Annotated in this window: 15 protein-coding genes; 8 read left to right on the plus strand and 7 right to left on the minus strand. The window is 64.1% G+C overall.

Annotated features, from left to right (window positions below; translation table 11 throughout):
- Window positions 1–59 precede the first annotated feature (59 nt).
- A complete protein-coding gene (locus FJ426_RS27470) occupies window positions 60–317 on the plus strand; it encodes a type II toxin-antitoxin system RelB/DinJ family antitoxin (protein WP_140559323.1) in 258 nt (85 codons plus the stop codon).
- A 1-nt stretch (window position 318) separates the two neighbouring features.
- Window positions 319–591, plus strand: a complete 273-nt coding sequence (locus FJ426_RS27475; protein ID WP_140559322.1) for a type II toxin-antitoxin system YafQ family toxin — start codon at window positions 319–321, stop codon at window positions 589–591.
- A 74-nt stretch (window positions 592–665) separates the two neighbouring features.
- On the opposite strand, the gene FJ426_RS27480 is transcribed toward FJ426_RS27475, so the two are convergent.
- From FJ426_RS27480 to FJ426_RS27490, 3 genes are all read right to left on the minus strand, one after another.
- The gene (locus FJ426_RS27480) at window positions 666–1,718 is read right to left on the minus strand and encodes a substrate-binding domain-containing protein (RefSeq protein WP_140520874.1); all 1,053 of its coding nucleotides are present in this window, start codon (window positions 1,716–1,718) and stop codon (window positions 666–668) included.
- A 40-nt stretch (window positions 1,719–1,758) separates the two neighbouring features.
- A complete protein-coding gene (locus FJ426_RS27485) occupies window positions 1,759–2,754 on the minus strand; it encodes an ABC transporter permease (RefSeq protein ID WP_140520875.1) in 996 nt (331 codons plus the stop codon).
- A gap of 92 nt (window positions 2,755–2,846) precedes the next feature.
- Window positions 2,847–4,358, minus strand: coding sequence for a sugar ABC transporter ATP-binding protein (locus tag FJ426_RS27490; protein WP_140559476.1), 1,512 nt, complete (start codon window positions 4,356–4,358; stop codon window positions 2,847–2,849).
- Window positions 4,359–4,492: 134 nt separating this feature from the next.
- Between FJ426_RS27490 and mtnK the strand changes: the two genes are divergently transcribed.
- Entirely contained in the window at window positions 4,493–5,764 is a 1,272-nt protein-coding gene (gene mtnK, locus FJ426_RS27495; protein ID WP_140559321.1) for an S-methyl-5-thioribose kinase, read from the plus strand.
- Window positions 5,761–6,855, plus strand: a complete 1,095-nt coding sequence (gene mtnA, locus FJ426_RS27500; protein ID WP_140559320.1) for an S-methyl-5-thioribose-1-phosphate isomerase — start codon at window positions 5,761–5,763, stop codon at window positions 6,853–6,855. The genes mtnK and mtnA overlap by 4 nt, the downstream gene beginning before the upstream one ends.
- A gap of 37 nt (window positions 6,856–6,892) precedes the next feature.
- Here the strand turns inward: mtnA and FJ426_RS27505 are convergent, their stop codons facing one another.
- The 4 genes from FJ426_RS27505 to nanR form a co-directional block, all read right to left on the minus strand.
- Entirely contained in the window at window positions 6,893–7,693 is an 801-nt protein-coding gene (locus FJ426_RS27505) for a sugar phosphate isomerase/epimerase (RefSeq protein ID WP_181172718.1), read from the minus strand.
- Window positions 7,694–7,753: 60 nt separating this feature from the next.
- Window positions 7,754–8,599 carry a phosphogluconate dehydrogenase C-terminal domain-containing protein gene (locus FJ426_RS27510; protein ID WP_140559318.1) on the minus strand — a complete coding sequence of 282 codons (846 nt, stop codon included), beginning with the start codon at window positions 8,597–8,599 and terminating at the stop codon, window positions 7,754–7,756.
- Between the two features lie 46 nt (window positions 8,600–8,645).
- The gene (locus tag FJ426_RS27515; RefSeq protein ID WP_181172717.1) at window positions 8,646–9,908 is read right to left on the minus strand and encodes a ribulose-bisphosphate carboxylase large subunit family protein; all 1,263 of its coding nucleotides are present in this window, start codon (window positions 9,906–9,908) and stop codon (window positions 8,646–8,648) included.
- A 105-nt stretch (window positions 9,909–10,013) separates the two neighbouring features.
- Entirely contained in the window at window positions 10,014–10,727 is a 714-nt protein-coding gene (gene nanR, locus FJ426_RS27520; RefSeq protein WP_140497819.1) for a transcriptional regulator NanR, read from the minus strand.
- 360 nt (window positions 10,728–11,087) lie between these two features.
- On the opposite strand from nanR, the gene FJ426_RS27525 reads away from it, so the two are divergent.
- From FJ426_RS27525 to FJ426_RS27540, 4 genes are all read left to right on the plus strand, one after another.
- The gene (locus FJ426_RS27525) at window positions 11,088–12,110 is read left to right on the plus strand and encodes an ABC transporter substrate-binding protein (protein WP_140520883.1); all 1,023 of its coding nucleotides are present in this window, start codon (window positions 11,088–11,090) and stop codon (window positions 12,108–12,110) included.
- A 74-nt stretch (window positions 12,111–12,184) separates the two neighbouring features.
- Complete coding sequence (locus FJ426_RS27530) at window positions 12,185–14,665, plus strand: ATP-binding cassette domain-containing protein (RefSeq protein ID WP_140514658.1); 2,481 nt, start codon at window positions 12,185–12,187, stop codon at window positions 14,663–14,665.
- Entirely contained in the window at window positions 14,662–15,711 is a 1,050-nt protein-coding gene (locus tag FJ426_RS27535) for an ABC transporter permease (RefSeq protein WP_140514656.1), read from the plus strand. The genes FJ426_RS27530 and FJ426_RS27535 overlap by 4 nt, the downstream gene beginning before the upstream one ends.
- A 104-nt stretch (window positions 15,712–15,815) precedes the next feature.
- Window positions 15,816–16,643 carry a phosphogluconate dehydrogenase C-terminal domain-containing protein gene (locus tag FJ426_RS27540; protein WP_140497811.1) on the plus strand — a complete coding sequence of 276 codons (828 nt, stop codon included), beginning with the start codon at window positions 15,816–15,818 and terminating at the stop codon, window positions 16,641–16,643.
- Window positions 16,644–16,878: the final 235 nt, after the last annotated feature.

Genomic DNA, 16,878 nt, shown 5'->3' on the forward strand with positions numbered 1-16,878 from the left:
AGGCTTGCAAGAACACCCGTTTGTAGCTACATTGTGGCTCAACAGTAAGGAGTCGCAACATGGCTACGGATACGGTTGTCCGCGCTCGAATTGATGCCGCGACAAAGGACCAGGCTACCGAAGCCCTGGCGGCAATGGGACTGTCGGTCTCCGACGCCATTCGCCTGCTGCTGGTCCGCGTCGCCGCCGACAAGGAATTTCCCTTTCCGGTGAAGGTGCCGAACGCAACCACCCAAAAGGCCATTGCCGAATTGGAAAAAGGCAAAGGCAAGCGTTTCGCGTCAGCCGACGAATTGTTCAAGGATTTGGGCATCTGACATGCCGACGCCCGTTCACTCCGGGCAATTCCGCAGGGACGTTAAGCGCATGGAGAAGCGTGGCAAAGACCTCGCTAAATTGCGCGAGTTGTTGGGCCTGCTCATCGCCGGACTGGAACTGCCGGCGCGTTATAAGGATCACCCTCTAAAAGGCGACTGGAAAGACTATCGGGATGCGCATGTAGAACCTGATTGGCTCTTGATCTACCGCATTGCCGACGATGAGCTGCGGCTTGCCCGCACCGGCTCCTACTCCGATCTGTTCAACGAATGAAGACAGCAAAAAAGCCGCCTGCACTTGCTGCAAGCGGCTGTTCCAAGTGTGAGCGAATTGCAATATCGATTGGCCTACTTCGCGTTCGGGTTCGGCATCCAGGCCGGCATGGCGACATCAGCATGGGCGAACTGCGGCAGCTTGGCCGATAGGTCTTCCATGTTCTTGATGTCCTTGTCGAGAAGGTCCTTCTGGGTGATCAGCGTCGGCGGCACGACGACGTTGTGGCCGGGGTCTTCGCCGGCCAGCAGCTGCGCCAGCGCACGCACCGAGACCTGGCCGACGACGGCCGGGTTGGTGGCCGCGGTTGCCGCCCAGGCGCTGTCGGGCTCGCGCATCGCCGCAATGTCGGAGGTCGAGATGTCGGCCGAATAGATCTTGATGTCCTTGTTCAGGCCCGCCTCGTCGACGGCGATCTTCACGCCCTTGGCGAACTCGTCATAGGGAGCAAACATCACCTTGATGTCGGGATGGGCGGTCAGCACCGAGCGCGCCTGGTTGGCGACCGAGTTGGCGATCGGGTTGTCCAGCGTGCCGAACATGGCGACTTCGTTGATGCCCGAGTATTTCTTCTTCACGTCGACCCATGTTTCATTGCGGCGGTCGAGCGGGGCTATGCCCGCGACATAGACATAGCCGGCCTTCCAGCTCTCGCCATTGTCCTTGACCGCCTGCTCGAGCGCGAGGCGCGCAAGGTCGCGGTCTGACTGCTCGATCTGCGGGATCTTGGGGTTTTCGACGTTGACGTCGAAAGCGACCACCTTGATGCCGGCGTCGACCGCGCGCTGGGCGGCGTCCTTCATCGATTCCGTCAGGCCGTGCTGGATGATGATACCCTGCACGCCAAGCGCGATGGCCTGGTCGACCATGTCGGCCTGGAGGGCGGCGTCCTGGCGGCTGTCGAGCACGCGCAGGTCGACGCCGAGGGCCTTGGCCTGCGCCTCGACGCCGGACAGATAGGCCTGGAAGAAGTCACCGGTCGAGAGATAGCGCACCAGGGCGATCTTGACGCCAGGCTTGTCGAACGGTGCCGGGCGATCGGCAGCCAGGGCCGTCCCCTGCATCAGCAACGCCGCGCCGGCGAGCCCGAGCGCTGCCTTGCCCAAAAGTCTTCTTGTGATGTTCACGTCGTTTCCTCCACTTGTTGAAATGCAACCCGGTCGAAATCTATGTCCTGCCCCTGCCGGAAAGAGCGAAGGTGAAGACAAGGGCGACGACCAGAACGGCGCCCTTGATGAAATCTTGCGTGTAGTACGGCGCGTTCATCATCGTCAGACCCTGGAGAAGGACGCCTACGAAGACCGCACCGACGGCCGTGCCGAACGCGTTCGGCTTGGCGGCGCCGAGCACCGCGTAGCCGATCAGCGCCGCGGCGACAGCGTCGAGCAGAAGATTATTACCCGAGGCGATGTCGCCGCGTCCAAGCCGGGCGGCGAGCAAAATACCGCCGATCGAGGCAAAAACTCCTGAAATGATATAGGCCCAGATTTTGTATGCCTTGACAGGCGCGCCGGCGAGTTCGGCGGCGCGCTCATTGGAGCCGACTGCATACATCATGCGGCCGAAGCGGGTGTATTCGAGGAAGAACCAGATCAGCACCGCGAGCACCGCCAGGACGACGACCGAGACCGGAACGAGATTGGGAATGAAGAAGTCGAAGCGGTGGCGGCCGAGCGCCAGGAACGCCTCGCCGAACTTGCCGTTGGCGACCGAGCCATCGGGCATGGTCATGCCGGTGGCGATCGAGCGGCCTTCGGTCGGGATACGCTGCAGGCCGACCAGCAGGAACATCATGCCGAGCGTCGCCAGCAGGTCCGGCACGCGCATATAGACGATCAGCCAACCATTGATGAGCCCAACGATAACGCCGATCAGCAGGCAGACGATGACCGCGATGACAGCGTTCTGCTCCAGCACGACCATGACATAGGCCGCCGCCATCATGGCTGACGTGGCGACCGAGCCGATCGACAGGTCGAAACCCCCAACGACCAGCGTGGCGGTGACACCAAGCGCCAGCACGCCGGTGATGGCGACCGACTGGAAAATGAAGACCGCACTTTGCGGCGAAACGAAACCGTCGGCGGCGATCGCGAAATAAGCGACGAGCCCGAACAACAGGACGATGAAACCGTAGCGGATGGCGTGGTTGCGCTGCGTCATTCAGCGCCCCCGCGCGCCGCTGCCGTTTTTACCCAACTCGAACCCATGCTCTCCATTCCAATTGTCATCGTCAGCTCTTCAATTCCAGCCGGTCAAGCCGCGCGGTGCGGCAGCCCGCCGGCCACCTCGGCCAGCAGGCGATCGAGATCGATGTCCGCGTTGCGGTGTTCGCCGACGACGGTCTGCTCCGACATCACCAGGATACGGTCGGCCGTCTCCAGCGCCTCGTCGAGTTCGGTGACGAACAAAAGCGTCGCGCGGCCATTGGCGCTTGCCCTCAGCTTGGCGGCGATGTCGCGCCTCGCCGAGATGTCGACGCCCTGAAACGGCTCATCGAGAATGAACAGGCTTGCATCCTGCGCCATCCAGCGGGCGACCATCACCTTCTGCTGGTTGCCGCCGGACAATGCCGACATCTCGTCCTTCTCGGAGCGGCAGACGATGCCCAGTTCCTGGATCTGCCGGCGCGCCGTGGCGCGTTCGAGGCGGCGCTTGAGCACGCCCAGGTTCGACATCCGCCTCAGGAACGGCAGGCTGACATTGCGCTCGATGTTGAAGCCGCCGACGATGCCGCTGGTGGCGCGATCCTTGGCGATGAGGAAGACGCCGGCGGCGATCGCATCGCCGGCCGAGCGCGGCGCGTAGGGTTTGCCGTTCATCGTCATGGTGCCGGCGATCGGCCTGCGCACGCCGAATAGCGTCTCGGCAAGCGCTGTCTTGCCGACGCCGACCAGCCCGGTGACGGCAACGACCTCGCCGTCGCCAAGGGTCAGCGAGATCGGCCTGGCGCCCTGGGCGATGCGCAGGCCTTCGACGGTCAGCACCGCCTTGGCCGAGTGCCTGGCGACGATCTGGTCGAGGTGGATCTTGCGGCCGAGCATGGCATTGACCGCACCTTCGTAGTCGAGCGGCTTCTTGTCGAAGACGCCGGACACGGCGCCGTCGCGCATCGAGACGATGCGGTCGGCAAGCCGCCTTATGTCGGACATGCGGTGCGAGATATAGAGGATCGCCACGCCTTGCGCGCGCAGCCTGTCGACCAGCGCAAAAAGCCGATCGGCTTCGGCGCTCGATAGCGATGAGGTGGGTTCGTCGAGGATCAGCACTTTCGGCTGATGTGCCAGCGCGCGGGCAATCGCCACCATCTGGCGATCGGCCAGCGAGAGATCGCTGACGCGCGCCTTCAAGTCGATCGCCAGGTCCATGCGGTCGGCAACCGCCTTGGCCTCGCGACGCACACGGACCGGGTTGAAGAGCACCGGGGCGCCACTGCCGCTCAGCCTGTCCAATGTCAGGTTGGTGGCCACGTCAAGGTCGGCGACGACACCGTCATTGATGTTCTGGTGAACGGTGACGACGCCAGCGCGGATCGCTTCCGCCGGTCTTCCCGGCGCAAAGTCCTGGCCGGCCAGGGTCATGGTGCCGCCGTCGCGCTCGTAGACGCCGCTGACGATCTTGACGAGGGTGGATTTGCCGGCGCCGTTGGCGCCCATCAGGACGGTCACTTCACCGGCATGGAGTTCGAGCGAGACGCCGCCAAGCACCTCGTTGCGGCCAAAGGATTTCCTCAGTCCCTCTACGCGGAACACGGCATTGCCGACCATGCGTTCCTCCCTGACGGTGACGCTATGGGCTACGTCGGCAATTGTCAACACGATTGACAATTGCCAGAGCGCTACCTAGCTTGGCCCCGCCGCCGTGGCTCCGCTACTATAGGGGACGAGCAGGAGAGGTGAGGATGACCGGGAAGACGCCGTTCGAAGCACTGTCGGTGGAGACGCTCGCCACGCGGCTCGGCAGCAACGAGGCGCTCACCCAGCGCATCGGCGAGGACACCAGCCGCTGGAAGGTGCGCGAGGTCGGCGATGGCAATCTGAATCTCGTCTTCATCGTCGAGGGCGACAAGGGCGCGGCTGTCGTCAAGCAGGCCCTGCCCTATGTCCGGCTGGTCGGCGACAGCTGGCCGCTGCCGCTGAAGCGTTCCTTCTTCGAATATCACGCGCTGACGCGGCAGGAGGCGCGCGCGCCGGGCTCGGTGCCGGCCATCTACCATTTCGACGAGACCCAGGCGCTGATCATCATGGAGTATCTGTCGCCGCACATCATTTTGCGGCGGGCGCTGATCGAGGGCCGGCAATTGCCGAACATCGCCAGGGATATCGGGCTGTTCATGGCCCGCACCCTGTTCCGCGGCTCCGACTTCTCGATGGTGACCAAGGAACGCAAGGCGGATCTGGCGCTGTTCGCCGACAATGTCGAGCTGTGCGACATCACCGAGAACCTGGTGTTCTCCGACCCCTATTTCGACGCCAAGATGAACCGGCACACTTCGCCGCAACTCGACGCCCTGGTCGCCGAGTTGCGCGCCGACCGCGACCTCAAGGTGGAAGCGCAGCGCCTGAAGCATCTTTTCGCCGCCAATGCAGAGACATTGCTGCATGGCGACCTGCATTCCGGCTCGATCATGGTCACGGATACAGAGACCAGGATGATCGACCCTGAATTCGCCTTCTACGGGCCGATGGCGTTCGACGTCGGCATGTTGCTCGCCAATTTCTGGATGGCCTTCTTCTCGCAGCGGGGTCATGAGCAGAGCGGCAAGCGCGACGCCATGCGCGCTTATCTGCTCGATGTCACGGCGCAGACGTGGTCGGTGTTCCGCACCGAATTCTCGCATCTGTGGCGCACGGAGCGCAACGGCATGCTTTATCAAAAGAGCCTGTTCGAGGATCAGGGCGACAGGCTGGGCGCAGAACAGGCGCTCGACCATGTGCTGCACCAGATATGGGACGACCTCCTCGGCTTTGCCGGCATCGAGGTGCACCGGCGCATCCTCGGCCTCGCCCACAATGCCGATTTCGAAACCATTGCCGACGAAGACCTGCGCGCCACATGTGAAGCGAGGGCGCTGAAGTTCGGCCGCCACATCGCCGTCAACAGGCGTCATATTCACAGCATCGACGAGGTCAACAACCTGGCCGCGCTGATCGAACAGGAGAACCGCATTTGAACGTCGGCGAGCGCCACTATCGCACCATCTGGCTGAGCGACGATGGGCGCTCGGTGGAGATCATTGACCAGCGCTGGCTGCCGCATGACTTCCGTATCGTGAAGGTCGACACCGTTAATGGCATCGCCACCGCCATCCGCGACATGTGGGTGCGCGGCGCGCCGCTGATCGGTGTCACCGCTGCCTATGGCGTTGCCATGCAGATGGCGGACGATCCGGCGGATGCCGCGCTCGATGCCGTCTGGGAGACGCTCCACGAGACGCGTCCGACGGCGATCAATCTGCGCTGGGCGCTGGATGAGATGCGGCGGTTCCTGCGGCCGCTGCCGACGGAACAACGCGCCGCAGCCGCCTATCGTCGCGCCAGCGAGATCGCCAACGAGGATGTCGGGCTCAATCGCGCCATCGGCGAGAACGGTCTCGCCATCATCAAGGACATCGCGGCGCGCAAAAAGCCGGGCGAAACCGTCAACATCCTGACCCATTGCAACGCCGGCTGGCTGGCTACCGTCGACTACGGCACGGCCACCGCGCCGATCTACCTGGCAACGGAGGCCGGCATTCCGGTCCATGTCTATGTCGACGAGACGCGGCCGCGCAACCAGGGCGCCCAGTTGACGGCCTGGGAGATGGCCGGCCACGGCGTGCCGCATACGCTGATCGTCGACAATGCCGGCGGCCATCTGATGCAGCGCGGCGCAATCGACATGGTCATCGTCGGCACCGACCGCACGACGGCCGACGGCGACGTCTGCAACAAGATCGGCACCTATTTGAAGGCACTCGCCGCCGCAGACAACGACGTGCCGTTCTATGTCGCGCTGCCTTCGCCGACCATCGACTGGACGGTGGGCGACGGGCTTGCCGAAATCCCGATCGAGGAACGCTCCGGCGACGAGGTTTCGCTGGTGTGGGGCAAGACCGCGAGCGGCGAGATCGCCCAGGTGCGCGTCTCGCCGGAAGCGACGCCCGCGGCAAACCCCGCCTTCGACGTGACGCCGGCGCGGCTGGTCACCGGCCTGATCACCGAACGCGGCGTCGCCAAGGCCTCGCGTGAAGGGCTGAAGGCGATGTTCCCGGAGCGTGGATAGCCGGCTCTCGCAAAGGCAAGGAACCACCTTTCGCTGTTCAGAAGGTGCTGCTCTTTGCGATCTCCAGCGAATTGACGAAATCCAGTGAACGCCGCAGCGCGCTCCGAATGGTGGCGATATCCACCGGCGCGCTCCGCCGTTGGGGATCACGGCGCTGGGGGCGCTGCAGCCGCAATGGCAGTTCGATGCTGACCGGCAGCGTCGCGGGAAGCGCTGCCCAGTACGGTCCGTAGCCGATCGAGCCGTCGCCGATGGCGCAAAACGCCCATCCCTCGCCGGTGCTCGCGACATCCTTCAGATGGGCATGCCCAATCGCCTCGATGGCATCAGCGATATCTGGCGCCGGCTGCACCGTCTCGTTGCTGTAGGTAAAGACATTTCCGGCGTCGTGGTTCAGGCGCACGTGTCGCGATGCGATGTCCCGAATGAAGCTTGCCCCCATCCGGGCACTGCCGAGCAGATCGCCTTGGCCATGTCCGGGATTCTCGAGCGCCAGCACGATGCCGACTTCCTCCAGCCTCGGCAGGAGGGCGTCAATCGTTTTGCGGATCGCCGCGCTGTTTCTCGCCGGGCCGGCATTGGTAATCAGGAAGGACGCACCAAGACCGGCGGCAAAGCCGATGCGCCGGGACAAGGCGTCGGGGGCATCGGCCCCCGACAGGTCGAGATGAGCCGACACGGCATTGATCCCGAGCCCGGCATGTTCCGCTGCCTGGCGCAGCTTCGCGGCGTGCGCAGCCGCAAACATGCCTTCATCGAAATCGACATAGCCGCGAATGAAGGCCGGCTCGACATGGAGGGCGCCGGCCGCCGCAATCTCCTCGATGGCCAATTCCATGGAATAGCCATCGAAGAGCGCGGTCGATACCGATATGATCCGGGCCGGCGAAGGCAGGGCTCAGGCTCCCTTGCCGTAGACGATCAATTCCGAAGCTTCCTTCACCTTGGCCGGTGTGAGCGCTTCGCGCCAGTCGTCCCGGACCACGACGCCCTTGGCGAATCGCATCAGGCGCAGCGCCGCATCGGACGGCACTTTCGGAGAGAAGCCGAACCACATGGCGATCTCGACGTTCAGATGACCTATCAGGAAGTCCAGCGCCGCCTTCCTGGGAATGCCATATTTGCGTTCGCACTCCTCGACAGCCTCGACCATGGTGTCGACGAAGGGCATGGCCACCATTTCGGACAGGCCCGGCTCCAGGATCGCCAGTTGTTCGACCGTGACGCGATGGCTGTCGATGATCGGCGACCACATGGCCCTGCACACTTCCTCGCCAAGCGCATAGTGCTCTTCCGGACCTTGCATCAGGGCACAGACGATCGATTGCCTGGCGATGCCGCCATGGTAATCGCGACGCGCGGCCCATTCCGTCTCGTCGCCGAACAGCGGGGGGTGGCAGGGATGGCCGACAAAATAGGTGAGATCCGGCCGATCGCCGGGCAAGTCGCCGGCATAGGGCGCTGCCGCATCCAGAATGAGGATCATGGTGCCCGCGGCAAGCATCGGCGAGATCTGCCGCGCCACCTGGCCGATGACATTGTCCGGCAGGGCCATTACCACCACCTTGGCGCCGGGAATGCCCTCGTCCATGGCGACGGCGCCGATATCGGCCTCTCCCAGCCGCTTGCGGCCGGCCTCGCCGATCTCCACGGCGCGGACATCGTAGCCCGCTTCGATCAACTTGCGTGTCACGCGGAAGCCCATCTTCCCTCCGGCCCCAAGCACCGCCACGGATGTCGTCATTTGCTTTCTCTCCCATTTGCCTTGATGGCGCGCCGATGGCGCAGATTCAGCCGAACGCTTGCAGCGCGGCTTCGAGCTCCGGATGCGTGGCGGCATAGTCGCGTGCGGGAATCCCTGCCGCCGCGGCTTCGAAAGCATCATGCAGGCTTCGAACGCCGGCGGCCGGCCCGCCTGGATGCGCCATGATCCCGCCGCCGCAGCAATAGATGAAATCGTCCGAGCCGAGCCTCGTATAGGTCTCGGCTGCCTGCACAGCGGTCTGTCCAGACGAAAACACCGGCATGACCGTATCGGGACGGCCAGCCCGCTCGAACATCGGGGTGAGACAGCCATGGGCCGACGCCATCACCGATTCGTCCGGCTCGCAGAACTTGTTGGACAACCCGTTGACGTGCATGTGGTCGATGCCCGCCAGGCGCCAGAATTTCTGATAGGCGAGATAGCTCATGCCGAGATCGGGAGAGCGGCTGAAGAGGCCCCATCCGGCCCGATGGCCGTGCAGCGCAACGGCGGAGTGGCGGCGCATCTCGATGACGGCGGACAGGCCGACAGAATTCAGGACCAGCATGGCGCAGGTCCCGCCACGGCGCTCGATCAGATCCAGCTGGCGACGCATGGCGTCGATGTCCCCGGAAATGTTGGCCGCATACATGACCTTGCGCCCGGTCCTGTCGGCGTGCCTGTCTATCACCGCCATGACCGCTTCGAACCGGTGTTCGAACGGCGAATGCGGAGGGTCCCCCATCAATTCGTCGTCCTTGATGAAATCAAGCCCCGCGGCAATCAGCGTGTCGGCCAGGGCCGCCGTCTCCTGCGGGGTAAGACCAACGCTCGGCTTGACGATGGTGCCGATCAGCGGACGCCCGTCGACGCCGGTCAGGCGACGCGTTCCCTCGACGGCGAAGGCCGGCCCTGGGTAGGCATCCGCGAAGGCATCGGGAAAGGTAACGTCGAGGAGACGCATGGCCGAGAAATGATGCAGCTCGAATAGATTGCCGAGAACCGTCGACCAGACCGAAGCCAGCACTGTCCCCGTATTCTCGATGTTCCAGGAAAGGCCCACCTTGGCCCGGTGCGGCCTCACGGTCGCATTTTTTGGCGAGCGCGAGAACGGCAACGCCTCGCTGTCGACCTCGGCAACATCGCTGATGAATTCGACGCGGGCTCCGAACCTGCGCAGCAGCTCCGGCGTTTCTCCGGGTATGGCGCGGAAAGTCCCGCTTGATTGTTCGCCCGCCATCGCAGCCGCGGCAACCTCCAGCGGGTAGCGGGTTTCGATCAGATAGGTGGCGCGGAGGCGACCGGACAATGCAGGCTTCCCGACTGGAATGACGTTCACGGAGTGACCGTTAGCACCAAAAAGAAATCATGTCATCATATGAGTTTTCTCGGGCAAAAAAATTTCGGCGGCCGCTCAGCCGGCTCCACCGCCGGCCAGTTTCGAATAGAGCTCGTTGGCGCGGCCAATGTGGTCGGCCATTGCCGCGCTCGCGCCTTCCGGATCGCCGCCGGCGATTGCCTTGTAGATCCGCTCATGCTCCTCGACCGTCAGCCGCTCGGCGCCTTTCATCGCCACCAGATCCCGCTTGAAACGGGACAGCCATTCGAGCATTCCCTTCGCCACCGCCGCTATCATCGAATTGCCGCTCATCTCCGCAATGACGGCGTGGAACTCCATGTCGGCCGCCACGAACCGGGCCTGGTCGCCCTTTGCCTCGCGCAAATGACGCAAGGTCTCCGCGAGGCGTTCCAGACTCTTGGCCGTGGCGCGCCGCGTGGCTATCCGAACCAGGCCGGTTTCCAGCAAGAGCCTGACTTCCTTGAGTTCTTCGAGCCCGCGAGAGTTCGTCGCCAGCATCATGACCATCGCCGCGGAGACCTGATCGACGATGACATCAGGCGTCGGATTGATGACGCGGGCACGTTCTCCGTGCGAGATCCTGATAAGTCCCATCTGCTGCAGCGACAGCATCGCTTCCCTGATCGAGGGCCGGCCGACGCCGATCATCGTCATTAGTTCCTTTTCCGACGGCAATTGAGAGCCGGGCGGGAATTCGGACGTCGAGATTGCCGCCATCAGCCGGTCAAGCACCTCCACATACAATTTCTTTTTCTGGACCGGCTCCATCTGTCCCTCCCTGGGGTGTTCGCGGAACAATCGATCCCGAGTCGCGTCGGCAGACAAGGGTCGCGCCATCGATTGACATTACATATATGATGACCTAACGTCCGTCTACGGCCGACTTTGGACTGGTCACCAGTTGCTGGAGCAGGCCGGCTCCGTTTGGCCAAGGAAGAACGAAGCTGACGGCCGAGCTTCGTCTCGTCCTTAAATCGAAGGAGGTTTCGGCAATCGAGGTTCCGGTGCCCGCTTGCCTATTTGGTATGCTGGTATAACATGTAGCTGGTATGGCGTCTTTCGGAGGACGTCGTAACGGAATGGCAGAAGGCCGACGTATCGGCCGGTGTTTTTTGGGAGGAAAATATCATGAAGTTTTCAACCGTGGCGGCGCTTGCCGGCGCCGCGCTGGTCAGCGTCTCGGCTGTGCCGGCAATGGCGTCACCGGATGCGCCGGTGATCGCGCTCGCCAACGCCTATTACGGCAACACCTGGCGGCACCAGATGGTGGAGGCTTTCGAAGCCTCGGCCAAGGAAGCCAAGGCGGCCGGCCAGATTGCCGACTACATCGTCATGAACGGCGACGGCTCGGTGGCGCAGCAGAACAGCCAGATCGCCGAGCTGATCCTCAAGAAGGTCGACGTGCTCGCCGTCGATGCCGCGTCGGAAACCGCGGTCAACGGGATCATCGAAAAAGCCTGCAAGGCCGGCATCATCGTCGTTTCGTTCGATTCGGTCGCCTCGGCGCCCTGCAACTACCAGCTCAACTTCGACTTCAAGGGCTACAAGGCAGCCCAGGCCGAGGCCGTCTTCAAGATGATCGGCGGCAAGGGCAACGTCATCCAGGTGCGCGGCGTCAAGGGTTCGGCGCCCGACAACGACATGTTCAACGCGCAACAGTCGGTGCTGGCCAAATATCCCGATATCAAGGTTGTCGCCACGGTCTATGGCCAGGCGACCGCGTCGGTCGCACAGGCGGCCATCGCCAACGTGCTGCCCTCCCTGCCGCATGTCGACGCCGTGCTCGCACAAGGCGGCAGCGACGATGTCGGCATCGCCCAGGCGTTCGTCCAGTATGGCGGCGACTATGCCGGCAAGATGCCGATCATCGAAGGCGGCGGCGGCACCGACTTCGTCAAATGGTGGGCCGAGGAGAACGCCAAGAACGGCTACCAGACGGTCTCGATGAACACCACGCCCGGTATTGGCGGCGCCGCGTTCTGGCTCGGCCTGTCGCTGCTCAAGGGCGCCAAGGCACCCAAGATGATGATCATGCCGGTGGCCACCGTCGATGCCGGCAACCTCAAGGAATATGCAAAGCTGCCTGGCGGCCAGATCATCAGCCCCAGCTATTCGCTCGACTGGGTCAAGCAGAACCTGCTGAGCAAGTAAGGTTGGCAATGCCAGGGACCGGGCGCCGCGGAACGGCCGCGCCCGGTCCCTGCCCGTGAAGAAACGGAGGACGAATGTCCCATCTCGCCGTAGCCCCGGAAGGCGCAGCCGCCGCGGTGCTCGCCGATCCGACCCGGCAGAGCGTTGTTTCGCTTTCCGGGATCACCAAGAGCTTCGGACCGACGCTGGCGAATGCAGAGATCGACCTCGCCGTCTCCACCGGCGAGATCATCGGGCTGGTCGGCGGCAACGGCGCCGGCAAATCGACGCTGATGCGCATCCTGTGCGGGGCGATGTGGCCGACCCTGGGCTCGATTTCGTTTGCCGGCCAGAATATCGGCTTCGCCGGCTACGACACGGCGGAAGCACAGCGCCGCGGCATCCGCATGGTGCACCAGGAATTGTCGCTGTGCGCCAACCTCTCTGTGGCCGAAAACTTCTTCCTGGAAATTCCGGCGGATGCCGCCAACCGGCCGGGCTGGCGGGCACTCTACAGGGCGCGCGCCCGCTCGGCGCTGGACGCCGTCTTCCCCGCAAACGGCATCGATGTGAATGCCGAAGTCGGCCACCTCTCCATCGCCGAACGGCAAATGGTCGAGATTGCGCGCGCCGCCGCGACCCCCGGTGTCAAGCTGATCGTTCTTGACGAACCGACCTCCTCGCTCGATCTCGATCGCTCGAGACAGTTGCGGGCCTTCATCCGCGAGCGGGCCAAATCCGGCCTCGCCTTCATCTTCATCAGCCACAAGCTTCAGGAAATCATCGACATCGCCACCCAGGTGGTCGTGCTGCGCAATGGACGCACCGCCTGGCGCGGCGATGTGGCCGAGACGTCGATCGGCAGGCTGGTGCAGCTCATGGGGGGCGACGCCAACTCGATCCACCAGCATGGTACCGCCACCACCGGCAGCCGCGAAGCGCTGGTGCGATTGTCCGGGTTCCTGACGGCCGAACTCGGCCGCGACATCGAGATCGGCCGCGGTGAAATCATCGGATTGGCAGGCCTCGAAGGCAGCGGCCAGAAGGAGTTGCTGCACGCAATCTTCAAGCCCGATTCCGGAACGGATGCGGCCGTCGCCAGGAACGGTGAAGCCGGTTTCATCGCGGGCGACCGCCAGAAGGAAGGCGTGTTCCCCTTGTGGAGCGTGCTTGGGAACATCAGCATCGGCGCCCTGGCACGCCGCCCGGCGCTGGGCCTGGTCTCGGACCGCGCCAACCGCGCGGCAGCGGCGGATGCCGCCGGCCGGCTGCGGCTCGACGAAACCCGCTTCGGATCCAACATATTGGAGCTCAGCGGCGGCAACCAGCAGAAGGCGCTCGTCGCCCGGGCGCTCGTCGCCGACACGCCGATCGTCCTGCTCGACGACCCGACACGCGGCGTCGACATCGCCACCAAGCAGGACTTCTACCGCCTCTGCAACGACATTGCGCGAGGCGGGCGCACGCTCATCTGGCACACGACCGAAGATGCCGAACTCCTGGCCTGCGACCGCGTGCTGGTGTTTTCAGGCGGCTGCATCGTCAAGGAACTGGCCGGCGAGGCGATCACGGAATCAGCCGTCGTTGGAGCGTCCTTTGCCCAGCAGACGGACAAAGCCGCCAGTGCGGGACGCAGCGGCGCTGCCGGCGCCGGGCTTGCCCGCAGGCTGGTGAATGCTGCCCCCTTCATCGGCCTCGCCGCCGTGCTGGCGGTGATGATCTCGGCCAATCCGGCGGTCGCCTCCATTTTCGGGCTCGACCTCTTGCTGATGCCGGCGCTGTCGCTGGTACTGGTGACCGCGGCGCAGATGTTCATCGTCGGCGGCAGCGAGATCGACCTCGGCGTCGGCGCGTTCGCGGGGCTCGTCAGCGTGCTCAGCGCCACGCTGCTCTACGACCAGCCGTGGCTCGGCGCGCTGGCGCTGGCTGCGGCGATCGCCGCCTATGCCGGCCTCGGCGGCCTGATCCAGGCGCGCAAGATCCCGGCCATCGTCGTCACGCTGGGCGCGTCCTTCATCTGGGTCGGGATAGGCTATGCGCTGCAGCCGACGCCGGGCGGCGCCAGCCCCGAATGGCTGTCGGCAATGTTCAACTGGTCGCTCGGCTTCGTGCCAACCTCGATCATCCTCATCGCCGCGGTGGCAATCGTGGTGTTCGTGATCGACCGGCTGCCGCTCGGCGTGGTGCTGCGCGGTTTCGGCAACAATCCGACCGCGATGATCCGTTCCGGCTGGTCGCCGACGCGCTACGCGCTGGTGCGCTACCTCGTCGCCGGGCTGTTCGCCGCCGCCGCCGGCCTGTCGCTGACGGCGATCAATACGGCGAGCGACATCAATTCCGGCAATTCATTCACCCTGCTCAGCGTCGCCGCCGTGGTGATGGGCGGCTGTTCGCTGTTGGGCGGCGTCATCTCGCCGGTCGGCGCCGTCGCCGGCGCGGTCACGCTGGCGTTGATCGGCGCCCTGCTCGGCACGCTGAGCGTGAGCAGCGACTTCAATGCGGCGACGCAGGGATTGATCCTCATCGCCCTGCTGACCTTGCGCAGCCTGACCGCGGACCGCAGGAGCGAACAATGAACGCGCTTGCCGCCTTCAGCCCTTGGGCGCAGAAAAACCGCTGGATCTGGTCGGCGATCGGGGTGCTGCTGCTCTGGCTGGTGCTGTCCATCGTCACCAACCGCTTCAGCCTCTCCAGCCTGTCGGGCATCGTTCTGTCGGCCTCGTTCCTAACGGTCGTCGGCATCGGCCAGATGTTCGTCGTCACCACCGGGCGCGGCAATATCGACCTTTCCGTGGCCTCGGTGATCACGCTCAGCGCTTTCGTGGCGCTGCTGACCATCAAGGGCCAGGACGCCAACCTCGCCGTCGGCGTCGGCGCCGCGATCCTGCTCGGCCTTGCGGTCGGCGCTCTCAACGCGCTGCTCGTCGTCGGGCTGAACATACCGGCCATCATCGCCACGCTGGCGACGGGCTATGTGCTGGCAACCGCAACGCTGCTGTCGAACCGCGCGATATCGGGCTTCGCCGTCAGTCCGCTGTTGAAGACGCTGGCGACGGGCCGCGTCGCGGGCGTGCCGATCATGGCAGTCATCGCCATCCTGGGCGTCGCCGCAACGTCGTTCGTGCTACGCTATACCGTTTACGGACAACTGCTCTCGGCAGTCGGCCAGAACCGCGCGGCGGCGCGGCTAGCAGCGATCCGCAACAACCGGGTCATCGCCTCGGCCTTCATCATCTCCTCGGTGCTGGCCTCGCTCAACGGGCTGCTGCTGGGCGCCTATATCGGCGGCGCCTTTCTTGAAATGGGCCAGCCCTATCTCCTGCAATCCATCGCCGCGGTGGTGCTGGGCGGGACGCTGATCTTCGGCGGCTCCGCGACGGCGCTCGGCACATTGTTCGCCAGCATCCTTTTGATCCTCATCGTCACGACCATGCAGATCATCGGCCTGCCGCCCGGCGCGCAGGACATCGTCCAGGGCATCGTGGTCATTTTCGTTCTGGCGCTGGCCGGCCGGCAGGTGCTGTCGCGGCGCGCCGCCATCGACCCCGCCGCCCTCGAGAGCGCAGCCGGCGACGGCACGGCGAAACCTAAGGCGGGCGCTGCGGCAATCAGGCCGCAGTGACAAAGCAGAGAATGATTTCTCTTGCCAAGATGGTAGAGTGATCATACCAGTATATAAGGTGACGATTGGCGAAACCATCGTTCAATGTTTAGGAGCAAGGCTAGATGACGACGATCGCGCTGTTCGGTGCCGGCGGCAAAATGGGTTACCGCCTATCGACCAATTTCCGCGGCTCGCCCTATACGATCCGCCATGTCGAGGTCAGCGACGCCGGGCGCGAGCGGCTGAAGACCGGGCTGGGCTTCGATACGGTCAGTGCCGACGAGGCGCTGGAAGGCGCCGAGGTGGTGATCCTGGCGGTTCCGGACACCCATATCGGCAAGGTCGCGGCAAGCATCGAAAGCAAGCTTGCGCCGGGCACGATGGTGATCGTTCTCGATGCCGCGGCGCCGTTTGCCGGCCATTTGCCTGATCGTCCCGACCTGACCTACTTCGTCACCCACCCCTGCCATCCGCCGATCTTCAATGACGAAACCGACATGGCGGCCAAGAAGGATTATTTCGGCGGCGTCAAGGCCAAGCAGCACATGGTCAGCGCACTGATGCAGGGACCGGAAGCGGACTACGCCAAGGGCGAGGCCATCGCCAAGATCATCTGGGCGCCGGTGATGCGCTCGCACCGCGTTTCCGTCGAGCAGATGGCGCTGCTCGAGCCCGGCCTTTCTGAGACCGTGTGCGCCTCGCTGCTGGTGGTCATGAAGGAAGCTGTCGACGAGGTCGTGGCGCGGGGCGTCGACCAGCAGGCGGCCCTCGATTTCCTGCTCGGCCACATGAATGTGCTCGGCGCCGTAATCTTCGGCGAAACCAAAGGCGTGTTCTCCGACGCCTGCAACAAGGCCATCGAATTCGGCAAGCCGGTGCTGATGCGCGACGACTGGAAGCGGGTCTTCGAACCGGAAGAGATCGCAGCCAGCATCCAGCGGATTACCTGAGTGGGCCGCCGCTTAGATACAGATCACCTGAATTAGTGGTTGACTCATTATACCAGTTAGCTTTAGCTGTTCCCGGACTCGGATCGGTCATGCTTCGTTGGAAGTTTGAAGTTGATGCGAGTGAGGACGGCGGGAGCGGAGCGAGGAGCAGTTCGGATGACAGCCGGCGATCGGCTCTGAAATCCGGGCGGCGCGCTGCCGGCCCTGCCTGACGAATTCAATCGTAGATAGAGGC

Source organism: Mesorhizobium sp. B2-6-4 (genome assembly GCF_006441495.1).
In the GTDB taxonomy this organism is placed as follows: domain Bacteria; phylum Pseudomonadota; class Alphaproteobacteria; order Rhizobiales; family Rhizobiaceae; genus Mesorhizobium.

What these genes read in the sequence shown, in the direction of transcription:
- FJ426_RS27530 (WP_140514658.1), top strand. Translation starts at nt 12,185, where the DNA reads ATGTCCCATCTCGCCGTAGCCCCGGAAGGCGCAGCCGCCGCGGTGCTC.
- FJ426_RS27490 (WP_140559476.1), bottom strand. Translation starts at nt 4,358, where the DNA reads ATGGTCGGCAATGCCGTGTTCCGCGTAGAGGGACTGAGGAAATCCTTT.
- FJ426_RS27525 (WP_140520883.1), top strand. Translation starts at nt 11,088, where the DNA reads ATGAAGTTTTCAACCGTGGCGGCGCTTGCCGGCGCCGCGCTGGTCAGC.
- FJ426_RS27535 (WP_140514656.1), top strand. Translation starts at nt 14,662, where the DNA reads ATGAACGCGCTTGCCGCCTTCAGCCCTTGGGCGCAGAAAAACCGCTGG.
- FJ426_RS27540 (WP_140497811.1), top strand. Translation starts at nt 15,816, where the DNA reads ATGACGACGATCGCGCTGTTCGGTGCCGGCGGCAAAATGGGTTACCGC.
- FJ426_RS27505 (WP_181172718.1), bottom strand. Translation starts at nt 7,693, where the DNA reads ATGGAATTGGCCATCGAGGAGATTGCGGCGGCCGGCGCCCTCCATGTC.
- mtnK (WP_140559321.1), top strand. Translation starts at nt 4,493, where the DNA reads ATGACCGGGAAGACGCCGTTCGAAGCACTGTCGGTGGAGACGCTCGCC.
- nanR (WP_140497819.1), bottom strand. Translation starts at nt 10,727, where the DNA reads ATGGAGCCGGTCCAGAAAAAGAAATTGTATGTGGAGGTGCTTGACCGG.
- FJ426_RS27485 (WP_140520875.1), bottom strand. Translation starts at nt 2,754, where the DNA reads ATGACGCAGCGCAACCACGCCATCCGCTACGGTTTCATCGTCCTGTTG.
- FJ426_RS27510 (WP_140559318.1), bottom strand. Translation starts at nt 8,599, where the DNA reads ATGACGACATCCGTGGCGGTGCTTGGGGCCGGAGGGAAGATGGGCTTC.
- FJ426_RS27470 (WP_140559323.1), top strand. Translation starts at nt 60, where the DNA reads ATGGCTACGGATACGGTTGTCCGCGCTCGAATTGATGCCGCGACAAAG.
- FJ426_RS27475 (WP_140559322.1), top strand. Translation starts at nt 319, where the DNA reads ATGCCGACGCCCGTTCACTCCGGGCAATTCCGCAGGGACGTTAAGCGC.